The organism is Parundibacterium terreum, from assembly GCF_014636315.1.
Classification (GTDB): domain Bacteria; phylum Pseudomonadota; class Gammaproteobacteria; order Burkholderiales; family Burkholderiaceae_D; genus Undibacterium; species Undibacterium terreum.
The window spans coordinates 796,637-809,157 of record NZ_BMED01000001.1 but is presented as its reverse complement, the minus strand read 5'-3'; the positions used below and the strand labels follow the sequence as shown (position 1 = coordinate 809,157).

Sequence of the window (12,521 nt, the reverse complement as noted above, 5' to 3'; positions counted from 1 at the left end):
GAAACTATCCGGCACGCATTGATGCAAGTTATGGCAAACTTGCTATCAGTCATCTGCCGAACCACCTTTGGGCTGCCGGCATGTCTTTGGCCAGACGGGTCATCCCCGCCCGGCCGGGAGTGCGGATTCAAAACGAATAGAAAATTAAAAATCCATCCTGGGAGAATATATGCGTTTGAAAATTATGCAGTCTGCGGTGGCAATGGCACTGGTTATGGGTGCGGCTTCCGGTGCTTATGCAATCGACGACAAGTCCATGCAGGATATCGCCGGCCGCGTGACCGCGATAGAACCGCAACTGATCACCTGGCGGCGCGACATCCACCAGCACCCGGAATTGTCCGGCAAGGAAACCAGGACAGCGGCCTTGGTTGCCGCTCATCTGAAAAAGCTGGGTTACGAGGTGAAAACAAACGTCGGCGGCACCGGTGTGGTAGGCATACTTAAAGGCGGCAAGCCGGGCAAGGTCGTGGCCTTGCGCGCAGACATGGATGCGCTGCCGGTCAAGGAAATGGTGGATCTGCCCTTTGCATCCAAAGCCAAGGGCGTACACATGGGCAAGCCTGTGGACGTAGCGCATGCCTGTGGCCACGATGGCCATACTGCGATCCTGATGGCGGTGGCGGAAGTGCTGGCGGGGATGAAGGACCAGTTGCCGGGTACCGTGAAGCTGATTTTCCAGCCTGCCGAAGAAGGTTTGTCAGAAGAGCAGGCTGAGCCGGGCGCCCACATAGGGGCGCAGGCAATGATAGATGCCGGTGTTATGGATAATCCTAAGGTGGATGCGGTCTTTGGCCTGCACCTGTCTTCCGGTCTGCCTGTGGGTGTAATCGGTTATCGCTCGGGGCCGGTAATGGCCTCTGCCGATGCCTATAGCATCAAGGTTACCGGCAAGCAGACTCACGGCGCAATTCCCTGGGGCGGCATCGACCCTATCGTATCGTCGGCGCAGATTGTGCTGGGGCTGCAGACCATCATCAGCCGGCAGACCGACCTGACCAAGGAGCCTGCGGTAGTGACCGTCGGCACCATCCACGGCGGCAACCGCGAAAATATCGTGCCCGACTTTGTCGAGATGACCGGCACCGTGCGTACCTTTGATGATGGAATGCGCGACGATATCCTGCGCCGCATGAAGCAGACTGCGACCTCAATCGCGCAAAGCAGCGGCGCCAGGGCGGACATGAGTGTTAGCCCGGTACATTATTCCACCACAGTCAATAACGAGGCGCTGACACAGAAGATGCTGCCTACGCTGAACAAGGCGGCGAATGGCAGGGTGGTGATGGTGCCCAAGGTCAGCGCGTCGGAAGATTTTTCCGAGTTCCAGAAAAAAGCGCCCGGCCTGTTTTTCTTTGTCGGATCTACCGCTCCCGGCATCGATCCGCGCACCGCGCCTGTCAACCACTCCCCGTTATACCAGGTGGATGAAGCCGCCTTGCCGGTAGGCGCGCGGGCTTTGTCGGCACTGGTGGTGGATTATCTGAGCGCCAATTAAGCAGGGCAGGGACCACCATCAGCGTAAGGTGGTTTCTGCAGCAGCAGTCCTGCAACTTGATTGCCTGGCCAAAGCCCGATGAGCCCGGCATCGATATCGGGAAATAAGCTGTCAGCTTGTTGCTTGCGTGTGGCCGCCACGCGCTTTGTTTGCCTGTGGCGTGCATGAGACAGTATAAGCATGCAAACGCGGGTACATTGGTGCTTGCATAAAAAATGATGTCCCCATAAATCATAGATAAGGAGAACTTCATGGATAAATTATTGAACATTGCGGCACGCCTGCTGATGGCTCAGATTTTTATCATTGCCGGTTTTGGCAAGCTGATGGGTTTTAGCGGCACGGTAGGCTACTTCGGTTCACTGGGCTTGCCCATGCCGCAGATCGTTGCGCCTCTGGTGATCCTGGTTGAACTGGGCGGCGGGCTGGCGCTGCTGTTCGGTTTCAAGACGCGCTGGGTAGCGGCGGTGCTGGCCCTGTTTTCAATAGCAACCGCGGTGATTGTGCATATGAACTTTGCCGATCAGGCGCAGATGATCAACTTCATGAAGAACCTGGCGATGGCAGGCGGCTTGCTGCTGTTTGTCAGGCATGGCGCGGGATCGCCAAGCATTGATAAGCCGGGAACGTAATACCGGCTGTTTCAGCTAGGGCCTGTTAACATTTAAATTAGGAGTGCGAATGGGTCTAAACAGGTGCAGGGCTAGGCGTAGTCCGCGCCGCAGTATGAATACTGCCAGCGGGCTGCAACAACGCCCTGCGCCTGTTTAGACTCATTCCCTCCGGGTTCCAGCCAAAACGCGGGCTGGACTGCGTTGCACTCCTTGTTAAGGCACCAGCCTTAACTGCGTTGCGCGCCTTGCCAGCCCGCGTTTTGGTTGGAACGCATCTCCTAATTTAAATGTTAACAGGCCCTAGATAAAAAACGGCCCATGCATCACAGCATGGGCCGTTTTTTTATGGGTGCGCCTGTATGAGAAAACCACAATTCCGGTAAAAATCGATAGACTTGCTTAAAAATAAGATTAAAATAAAGGCAACATGTGGCGACAGGGACGCCACTGCTTCCCGCAGCACAGGCGTATCTGCGGAGGCCGACCAGCAAGCGCCTTTGAACCTACAAAAAAATGACGCCAACTAAAGAATTCCGCAAGAGCCTGTTCAAGACTTTTCTGTATTCCCTGCTGTCGCTGTTCCTGATTCCCGTCATTACGCTGGGCTTTGTCAAATACGCAGAGCCGAATAACGATGCCCGCTTTGAAGAGTGGATCGCCGCCGATATTGCCAAGGATGTGCGCATGTCTGCGGAGGAGAGAAGCGAGAGAGTGGAGTTCTTTCGCAGCCATCCGCCGTCTGCCATGTGCGATAACCGCGACCCTGACTTGCTCAAGTACCAGGAGGGCGTGTGTGCGCAATATTCGGATAACTGGCAATTCCATATGGCCCACAAGGTCGCCTTCTGGACCGTGGTCGCCGGCGGCGTGGTACTGCTGGCGGTGCTTGTCCTGGGCGCTTTTGCCTTTGCCGACAGAGCGGCTCAGTATCGTAGCTTTGTCGCCGGCTGGCAATTGATGCGTTTTACCAGCGCGCTGGAGGTGATCGTGCAGGGCGGCATGCTGGTGTGGCTGTCTTTCTGGCTGACCGCCTATTTCCTTGAACACTATTCGATCAAGCTTATCCTCATCGTAGGCCTGGGCGTGGGCGCGGCAGTCCTGCTGACGGTATTCAGCATCTTCAAGAAAGCCGGTAACGATAGTGAGGTGGATGGTGAGCTGATCTCCGCAGAGGCCGCTCCCGCATTGTGGGAAAGAGTGCGCGAACTGGCTGCAAGGCTGAAGACTGCCGCACCGGCACAGATCGTAGGCGGTATCGATACCAATTTCTTTGTGACTGAATCGCCGCTCAGCGTCAACGGCAAGACATTGAGCGGACGCACCTTGTTTGTCAGCATCCCGCTGCTGCGCCTGCTGGATCAGCAAGAGGCCGATGCGGTGCTGACGCATGAGCTGGCCCACCTGCGCGGAGGCGATACTGCCAGCAGTGCCTTGCTAGGCCCCAAGCTGGTTCAATACGACCAGTACTGCTATGCGATGGCAACCGGCGGCCTGACCATCATGGTGTATTACCTGCTGAACCTGTATCGCGTAATCTTTGAGATTGCATTAAAAAGAGACAGCCGCGAGCGCGAATTCTTGGCGGACAAGATTGCGGCCAAGGTCATTTCAGGGAAAGCCATCGTGCAATCGCTGATCAAGATTGCCGCTTATGCCCGTTATCGTTCCCAGATAGAGCAAAACCTGTTTGAGCAAAACCAGAAGCACGGCGGCAGCCTTGGCATTGCCGGCTATGTGGCTTCCGGCCTGGTGCCGTATGCAACCTCTCCCGATTTCGTGGACGAAATGAAAAATGCCCGCGTGCCGCATCCTTTCGATTCGCACCCGCTGCTGGAAGAGCGCATGCGCAATGTAGCGCATGCGGTGCCGGAGCAGGAGTATGGCGCTGTCGTTACCAGCGCACCGGGAACGACCTGGGCCGACGCCATCCTTACCGCGCCGGAGATAGAGCAAAGGCTGTGGACTGCCTACGAGGCACAATTTGCGGCTGCGCATGAGCATAGCCTGGCCTACCGCTACGAACCGGCGAATGACGAGGAACTGGCCATCGTGCTGAAATATTTTCCGACCATTGCGTTCGATCTGAAAAAAGACCAGCAGATCATCATCAGCTATGCCGGCATTACTGCGCCGGGCCAGAATGAAATCCCTTGGGACAGCGTGAATAAAACCAAATATGAAGACGGCATAGGCGGCGACGTGCTGACGATAGAGCATCCTGAAAAAGGTTTCTTTGGCGCGAAAACAACCAAAATCAAACTGCCGGGCCTGGGCAAGCAGAAAGAAAATTTCAAGGCGGCATTCGGCCACTACTGGCAGCGGCATCAGGTAATGCGGCGCGGACAGGCCGGCGCTGCATGAATTTCTTATTGCCGTCACACTTTACTTCAGACAATTAATCCATGCAAAAATTGCTTCCCATTTGTAGCTTAGTTAGCTTATTGCTGCTATCCGCCTGTGCGGCGATCCACCCGCCGGCACCGGCAGACGACTATGTTGCTCCGTCATTCCGCAGGCCTGATCCAGCGGCGCTGATCGTGATGTTGCCTCCGGAAGCCGATGAGGCGGAACTGCAGCCTGGGATCGATATCCTGAAGAACCAGTTGCATAAGCAACTGCGTGCCGCCGGCTATAGGGTCGTGCTGCTTGAACAGAAAAACTACGACACGATGTGGGCCGAAGAAATTGTAGCGGTAGGGGGTATTTACGATAAAAATAATGGCAATCTGCGCCGCCCGGAATTTGTCAGGGCGGTGGGATATCTGGTGCAACGAGTGACTGCAGAAACCAAGGCCGCACTGGTTATTCATCCTCGTCTGGTCATCCGCAAGGCTGCGTTGTCAGGAAGCGGAGCAGTGTGGGACGGACAACAGCGCCGCGTACCTGTGGTTGGCTTGGGCGACAGCACCATGACCTACGATGGAAGCGTTGGGGCCTTGTCTGTAAGTCTGGCAGCATATACACCGAATGGCGAGCTCGTCTTGCGCACCCATGGAGGCGCCTCGCTTCCATATCGGGTTAACGCGCTTGAAAGCAAGCATGAATTACGTCTGGATTTATTTGCCAGAGATACCGAGCTTGCTGAAGCAGTGACGCTTTCGCTTGCGCCCATGTTAAAGAAGTAGGCCATGTACTCTGCGACTTTTATTTTTGACACCAAACAATTCGACGCCGATTTCCATAGGCTGGACGCATTGATTGCCGAGGCGGCCCGGCAGACTGAAGGCTATCTGGGCGAGGAGGCCTGGGAAGATCCCAAGACCGGGCGTATTTCCAATGTCTATTATTGGGAGTCCGAGATCGGCATGAGACAACTGATCGAACATCCCAATCACCTGGAGGCAAAGCGCCGCTATTCAGAATGGCTGGCCGGGTATCAGGTGATTATTTCCCAGGTGATGCGAACTTATGGGGATAAGAGAATAGCGCACGCGACCGTATCCTGACCGCTTCCTCTTTCCATCGAAGTCATCTTCTTGAAGTTCAATGTTTCCCCATGGAACATTGAACTTTTTTCATTTGAACCGGTATACACTGGGCGCAGGCTGCGTCTTCCTGACATCAGCCGTTTGCGAAAAAAAAGGAGAAAAGATGAACATGCAATCAAGTAATCTTGTCCGTGTTGTAAGCCGCCTGCTGATGGCTGGTTTGACTGTCGCCCTGGTATCTTGTGCCAATGGCGGTTTCATGAGCAAAGGCTCTTCAAGCACTAGCAACTTCAAGGCGTCACTGACCGGTGCTTCAGAGGTGCCGGCGAATGCGAGCACCGCAAGCGGCAGTGCCAAGCTGGTGTATGACCCTGCGACCAAAGGCCTGACGGTCAATGTGATGACCACCGGCATTGCAGGCAAGGCTGCGCATATCCATCAAGCTGCGGTCGGGGTAAACGGCGGTGTGATTTTTCCTCTTGCGGAAACACCGGCTGGAAGCGGGAACTGGGGTACCAGTGTGACATTGAGCGACGAGCAACTGGCCGTGCTGCAAGCGGGCGGCTACTACATCAACGTACATAGCGCGGCTCTTCCCGGAGGAGAGATCCGCGGGCAGATCGTTAAATAGCCGGTATTGCCAAGGCAGACCGGCCTGGCCGGTCTGCAAACCTTATCAGTACCTGGAAATTGCCGCCCTGGCTGCCGGCTTTGATTTCAACTGCGCCGTCTCCGGCGTATAACGCATCGCTGCAGAGCTGACAACCTGTGGCCGGTGTGCCGCAGTTTTTCCGGCTGTAGCATCCACCTTAAAAATGCTGACCACTTCGACCAGATTGGCAGCCTGATCCTGCATCGACTGTGATGCTGCTGCGGCTTCTTCTACCAGCGCTGCATTTTGCTGGGTGACTTCATCCATTTGTGCAATGGCGAGGTTCACCTGTTCTATGCCTGTGCTTTGCTCCTGGCTGGCGGCGGATATTTCGCTCACCACGTCAGTGACGCGCTGCACGCTGGCTACAACTTCATCCATGGTCTGGCCGGCTTGTTCTACCAGCTTGCTGCCGGTATCCACTTTGTCCACCGAATCGCTGATCAGGGTTTTGATTTCCTTTGCAGCAGAGGCGGAGCGTTGCGCCAGATTGCGCACTTCGCTTGCGACCACGGCAAAGCCGCGGCCCTGTTCACCGGCGCGGGCGGCTTCTACTGCGGCGTTCAAGGCCAGGATATTGGTCTGGAAGGCGATGCCGTCGATGACGCTGATGATGTCCACGATCTTTTTGGACGAGTCATTAATCGAGCCCATCGTGTCTATTACCTGGCCCACAACCTTGCCGCCGCTGACGGCAACTTGCGATGCACTCGCAGCCAGTTGGCTGGCCTGGCGCGCATTGTCTGCATTTTGCTTCACGGTGGAAGTCAGTTCTTCCATCGCGGATGCCGTTTCTTCCAGCGAACTGGCTTGCTCTTCCGTGCGGGAGGATAGATCCAGGTTGCCGGCGGCAATTTGCGAGGAAGCGGTGGCAATAGTGTCGGTACCGGCACGCACCTGGCTGACGATGCTTTGCAGGCTATTGTTCATGCGTTTCAGTGCGCCGAGCAGGCGCCCGGTTTCATCGGTGCTGGTAATTTCTATCTGCCGGGTCAGGTCGCCATTGGCGACGGCCTCTGCCAGGTCAACTGCATTGTTGATAGGGCGGGTAATGGAGCGGGTGATGAAGACGCCAGTCGAAACTGCCAACAAGACTGAGATGCCGGACAAAACTATCATCAACGTCTCTGCCATATTGGCCTGGGCCAGACCCTCGTCGCTGTCCGCGCTCATACGCTCTTCCTGAAAGGCGACCATTTTATCTACCTGGGCAAAATAGTCGGCTTGCAGGTCGGAGATATCCTTGAGCACGACCGTGGCGGCTTCTTCCTTATTGCCCTCGTTCAGCAGTTTGATCGCCTTGTTCCTTACGGCGCTGTATTTTTCACGCGCGTCCAACTGGGTCTTCAGCAGTGCCTTGCCTTCTTCAGAGACGATGGCATTTTTCAGTTTGTCATAGGCAGCGGTATTGGCCTTGCTTGATTCTGCAAGCATCTGCAGCGCTTGCTGCCTGCTTTGCTCATTCGGAGCGAGCACCGCCGCGGTAAGAGCGCGTGCGCCGATATTGGCCCTGCTTTTGATCTCATTAACCATAGCGACTTTGGCGTAGCGGTCAAAGACGATGCGTTTGGTGGATTCCGCATTGCTGCTCAGGCGATTGATGCCTATGGCTGAAATGCCGAGCATTAGCACGGTGAGCAGGCCGAAAGCGATGGCCAGGCGGGAGCCTATTTTGATATTGGAGAACTTCATTTTTCTTTCTGGAGGTATAACGTATTGATACGGCGTATTAAGTGTGCCGAGGCATAGAGAAGGGATGCCGCGGTGAAGCCATGATGATACATTCTTTGCGGCAATTTGTTCATATTGAGAACAGTGCCGGAGGGAGTGGGATTCAGGCTTCTGGAGGAAGCTGATTTGCTTAAATTTCTCTATGGAAATAGATGAATTTAAGAGCAAAAAGATATGAAAATGCTGGTGTGCAGGTGTATTTTTTATATCGCGGAAGACACAAGATTTAACACGAAAATGAGTAATTACTCTCCCGGCGAAGGGAGAGTAATATCGTATAAATATGCTGTAAAAAGCTTATTTAGCGTTTATTTAACGCTTATTTTGCGTTTTTGCGATGTGGTTTGGCTTTGTCTTTGCCCGGTCCGCTTTTGGATTTGAATGGCGCCGCCTTTTCCATCACGCGCCTGTCGCCGCCGGTTTTGCCGGCAGCAAAAGGGGCTTTCTTCGGTGCCGGCTTGCTGTCCACCGCAGCGCGTTCCTGGTCACCTGCCAGGCTGATCTTCAACTGCTGGCCGCCCACCCATACTTTTTTCAGGTGCTCGAACAACTCGTTGGGCATGCCATCCGGCAGATCCAGCACGCTGTAGTGATCGAAAATGTCGATGCGGCCTATGTGCTTGGCTTCCAGGCCCGCTTCGTTGGCAATAGCGCCGACGATATTGGCTGGTGTTACTGCATGCTCGCGGCCCACTTCGATGCGGAAGGTCTGCATCGGAATCTTGCCCTTGACCGGCTTTTCCTTTTTTGCCGCTGTAGGTTTTTCTGCCAGCGCAGCATGCACTACCTGTTCCAGCGCTTCCGGTTTAGGTTTGCGTTTGGGGGGCTCTGCATGGTCTTCGTCGCGCGCTTTCGGGCTGGAAAACTCCTTGGCGGGCTGCCTGGCCACCGCCACTCTTTCCGGCCTGACCGCTACTGCAGGGGCTACGCCGTCAGGGCGTATGCGCAATTGCTGGCCGGCCACGCGTACGCCTTGCAACTGTTCCAGCGTGGAGGCAGACAGGTCTTGCGGCAAATCCAGCACACTGTAGTCGTCGTAAATTTCTATACGGCCTATATGCTTGGAATCCAGACCCGCTTCATTGGCGATGGCGCCGACGATATTGCCAGGTTTGACGCCATGCTCATAGCCCACCTCGATGCGGTAGGTTTGCATGCCGGCATCGGCCTGCCTTTCTATGCGTTCTTTTTTAGGGAAGGCCGGACGCTCGAACCTGTCGTTGCGCTCAAACCTGTCTGCGCGGTCGCCGCGCTCGGGTCGCTCAGGGCGGTCGAATTTGCCGGCCCTTGCCGGACGTTCTTCAAAGCTGGCCTGCGGCTCGCGGTGTTTCTTGTCCAGCAGCAGCGGTACATCGCCGCGCGCCATCTTCGCCAGTGCAGCGGCGATCTCGATGGCGGGGATGTTTTTTTCCTGTTCGTATTCTTCGATGATGCTCTGGAATTGCTCCAGCTCACCCGCTGCCAGGGTTTCACTGATCTGTTCCTTGAACCTGGCGATACGCACGTCATTGACAGCCTGTATCGTCGGCAGCTCCAGCGGGGCAACCGGCTGGCGGGTGGCCCGTTCTATGGCTTTCAGCAGATTCTTTTCACGCGGGGTGATGAACAGAATCGCTTCACCGCTGCGCCCGGCACGGCCGGTGCGGCCTATGCGGTGGGTATAGCTTTCCGGATCATGCGGTACGTCGTAGTTGATCACATGGCTGATGCGTTCCACGTCCAGCCCGCGGGCCGCAACGTCGGTCGCGACCAGGATATCGATCTTGCCGTCTTTCAGTTGCTGTATCGTGCGCTCGCGTTGCTGTTGCTGGATGTCGCCATTGATGGCGGCTGCCGAGAAGCCTCTCGCTTGCAGTTTGCTGGCCAGCTCTTCCGTACCCAGCTTGGTGCGGGAAAAGATGATCATGCCGTCGAAGTTTTCTGCTTCCAGGATGCGGGTCAGCGCATCCAGCTTGTGCATGCCGCTCACCAGCCAGTAGCGCTGGCGGATATTGTCGGCGGTGCCGGTCTTGGCAGCGACGGTGATTTCGGCCGGCTTGTTCAGGTAGGTTTGGGCAATTCGCTTGATGGCGGACGGCATGGTTGCCGAGAACAGCGCAGTCTGGCGGCTCTCCGGTGTTTCTTGCAGGATGCGTTCCACGTCATCGATAAAGCCCATGCGCAGCATTTCATCGGCTTCGTCCAGCACCAGGGTTTTCAGTTGTGTCAGATCCAGCGAACCTTTGTCCAGATGGTCGATCACCCGGCCCGGTGTGCCGACTACCACATGCACGCCACGGCGCAGAGCGCTCAGTTGCGGGCCGTAGCTCTGGCCGCCATAGATAGGCAGTACGTGGAAGCCGGGGATATGCATCGCATAGCTCTGGAAGGCTTCCGCCACCTGGATAGCGAGTTCGCGGGTAGGTGCCAGTACCAGCGCCTGCGGCGTAGTTTGCTTGATGTCGATGCGGGACAGGATGGGCAGCGCAAAGGCGGCGGTCTTGCCGGTGCCGGTCTGCGCCTGGCCCAGCACGTCGCGGTTGGACAGTAGCACGGGGATGGTGGCAGCCTGGATAGGCGAAGGTGTCTCGTAGCCGACGTCTTTCAGCGCGCGCAATAGCGGCTCGCTCAATTTAAGATCGGCAAAGAGGGGGATAGGTGTTTCAGACATGGAGTAACTCACTGGTTTGCTGGCATCGCACTGTACGGTGCCGCGTTGGGACGTAGTTTACTCCGTTGTAGACAGGGCAGGGTTCAGGATTGCGTTTATTGGTGTGAAATAGCAGGTTAAAGCCTGATTTATTGGCGATTATTGAAGAATCCAGGGGAGTATCGCCAAAAAAGGGCCAAAACCGCGAAGCAGATCGGCTGGCAGGGTAAAATGCTGCACTTGAGTAAAACCGCACCACAGCACTCTCATACTCTTGCTTTGTTGTTAGAGAAATATCATTTACCTCCTTTGCTGAACCAGAAGATGACCATCGCCGATATCTCGATTGCCCCCCATTTGCCCGGCCGCGTGCTGCATGAGCTCGTCACGCTGACGCCTGCGTCCGTGGATGAAGCCAGCCGCCATGTGCGCGATATCCTGGCAATGGCCATTGAGCACACGGCAGAGCGGGCGGCGATCGTCGTCTGGGATGCGCATTGTGATTTGTCGATTGCTCTGGCTGAGGCGTATCACCGTAATTTGCCGAACGCCCGCTTCATCGACTTCGATGCAGTATCGCAGAATGATATCCTGGCCGCGTTTGAAACCCTGGCGCCTTCTGATCTGGTGGTGCTGGTGCAATCCACCAATTTCAGGCTGGAAGCCTATCGCATACGCATAGAGCTGTTCAAACGAGAGCTGAAGGTGATAGAGCATCCGCATCTGGCGCGCATGCCCGGTGAAGAGTCACTGCACTACATAGAATCGCTGGCCTATGATCCCGGCTATTTCCGTGATGTCGGCAATGCCTTGAAAGCGCGCATAGACCGCGCCCATTTCGGTGTGGTAGACAGCGGCGGCGAGCGCCTGGTATTCGGCTCGCCGTTTGAGGCGGCCAAGCTGAACATCGGCGACTATAGCCAGATGAAAAACGTCGGCGGGCAGTTTCCTATTGGTGAAGTATTCACCGAGGCGCAGAACCTGGAAGCGGTCAACGGCAAAGTACGCATCTTTGTGTTTGGTGACACCAAGTTTGCAGTCAACAAGCCGGAACAGCCGATCACGTTGGTGGTGCACAAGGGCAGGGTGACCGACGTGGAAAATTCAACCCCTGAATTTGACCAGGTGCTGGCCAATATCCGCGCCGACGAAGGCGAGGTGTGGCTGCGCGAGCTGGGCTTTGGCATGAACCGCGCCTTTTCCAAGGACAGGCTGGTCAGCGACATTGGTACCTATGAGCGCATGTGCGGTATCCATCTGTCGCTGGGCGCCAAGCACGGCGTGTACACCAAACCCAATTTCCGCCGCGCAGATGCGCGCCATCACGTGGATGTGTTTGCCGTGACCGAGGCGGTCTACCTGGATGATGATGTCGTCTACAAGGATGGCACCTGGACTATCTAGGGCGCCAATGCTTTTACTTTTGTTTAGCTGTAGCTAGTTGGCTAGTTGATATCCGGCCTGCGCGACAGGTAGCGCAAGCTCCGCTCCCACCAATGCAGAATCCGCTCATGCAAACGCAGGTCTTCGCCTGCTTGATAGAGCGCCATGGCGATGCCGAAGGCCATCAGGCCTACCGGTATCACCCACATCAGGTATAGCGTAGCTATCCTGCAATCTTGAACACCATTGCAAAAGGCCGCCTGGCTGGGCAGCAGGCTCAGCATGTCAGCACCGATCAGCGCAAAGAACAGGTAGCAAAGATAGGCTGCCTTGCCGTTGCGCTTTATTCTTGATCTGGGCATGAGTTCGCTCCGCCTAGCTGGCATACATGGTGCGGCGACCGGTTTTTGATTCTTCCACAGGCTTGAACAATCTGGCCGGCCGGCGCGATGGTTTGTCGCCCTGATCATCGCTTTCGCTGCGGAGATGTATCTTGCGCTGCTGGCGGAACTGTTCTTCCAGTTTCAGGGAAGTGTCGTCGTCATCGCCTGCCAAACCGAGATTGAGAAGATTTTTCATGATCGCC

Annotated in this window: 11 protein-coding genes; 7 read left to right on the top strand and 4 right to left on the bottom strand. The window is 55.8% G+C overall.

Annotation, left to right across the window (positions count from 1 at the left end):
- Positions 1-169 precede the first annotated feature (169 nt).
- From IEW12_RS03735 to IEW12_RS03710, 6 genes are all read left to right on the top strand, one after another.
- Positions 170-1,498 carry an amidohydrolase gene (locus IEW12_RS03735; protein WP_188564618.1) on the top strand — a complete coding sequence of 443 codons (1,329 nt, stop codon included), beginning with the start codon at positions 170-172 and terminating at the stop codon, positions 1,496-1,498.
- 251 nt (positions 1,499-1,749) lie between these two features.
- On the top strand, positions 1,750-2,130 hold the full coding sequence (locus IEW12_RS03730; protein WP_229750901.1) for a DoxX family protein: 381 nt from the start codon (positions 1,750-1,752) through the stop codon (positions 2,128-2,130).
- Positions 2,131-2,625: 495 nt separating this feature from the next.
- Positions 2,626-4,473, top strand: a complete 1,848-nt coding sequence (locus tag IEW12_RS03725) for a M48 family metallopeptidase (protein ID WP_188564617.1) — start codon at positions 2,626-2,628, stop codon at positions 4,471-4,473.
- Between the two features lie 41 nt (positions 4,474-4,514).
- Positions 4,515-5,237 (top strand): hypothetical protein, encoded by a 723-nt coding sequence (locus IEW12_RS03720; RefSeq protein WP_188564616.1) that lies wholly within the window; start codon positions 4,515-4,517, stop codon positions 5,235-5,237.
- 3 nt (positions 5,238-5,240) lie between these two features.
- A complete protein-coding gene (locus IEW12_RS03715; RefSeq protein ID WP_188564615.1) occupies positions 5,241-5,558 on the top strand; it encodes an antibiotic biosynthesis monooxygenase family protein in 318 nt (105 codons plus the stop codon).
- Positions 5,559-5,703: 145 nt separating this feature from the next.
- Complete coding sequence (locus IEW12_RS03710; protein WP_188564614.1) at positions 5,704-6,171, top strand: CHRD domain-containing protein; 468 nt, start codon at positions 5,704-5,706, stop codon at positions 6,169-6,171.
- 45 nt (positions 6,172-6,216) lie between these two features.
- On the opposite strand, the gene IEW12_RS29065 is transcribed toward IEW12_RS03710, so the two are convergent.
- Together IEW12_RS29065 and IEW12_RS03700 are read right to left on the bottom strand one after the other, a co-directional pair.
- Positions 6,217-7,884, bottom strand: coding sequence for a methyl-accepting chemotaxis protein (locus tag IEW12_RS29065; RefSeq protein WP_188564613.1), 1,668 nt, complete (start codon positions 7,882-7,884; stop codon positions 6,217-6,219).
- 358 nt (positions 7,885-8,242) lie between these two features.
- Complete coding sequence (locus tag IEW12_RS03700) at positions 8,243-10,573, bottom strand: DEAD/DEAH box helicase (protein WP_188564612.1); 2,331 nt, start codon at positions 10,571-10,573, stop codon at positions 8,243-8,245.
- A 303-nt stretch (positions 10,574-10,876) separates the two neighbouring features.
- Between IEW12_RS03700 and IEW12_RS03695 the strand changes: the two genes are divergently transcribed.
- Positions 10,877-11,956, top strand: coding sequence for a M29 family metallopeptidase (locus IEW12_RS03695; protein ID WP_229750900.1), 1,080 nt, complete (start codon positions 10,877-10,879; stop codon positions 11,954-11,956).
- A 41-nt stretch (positions 11,957-11,997) separates the two neighbouring features.
- On the opposite strand, the gene IEW12_RS03690 is transcribed toward IEW12_RS03695, so the two are convergent.
- Both IEW12_RS03690 and IEW12_RS03685 read right to left on the bottom strand, forming a co-directional pair.
- Positions 11,998-12,297: a hypothetical protein gene (locus tag IEW12_RS03690; protein WP_188564611.1), complete on the bottom strand. Its 300-nt coding sequence runs from the start codon at positions 12,295-12,297 to the stop codon at positions 11,998-12,000.
- A gap of 13 nt (positions 12,298-12,310) precedes the next feature.
- Positions 12,311-12,514 carry a hypothetical protein gene (locus IEW12_RS03685; RefSeq protein ID WP_188564610.1) on the bottom strand — a complete coding sequence of 68 codons (204 nt, stop codon included), beginning with the start codon at positions 12,512-12,514 and terminating at the stop codon, positions 12,311-12,313.
- Between the last annotated feature and the right edge of the window lie 7 nt (positions 12,515-12,521).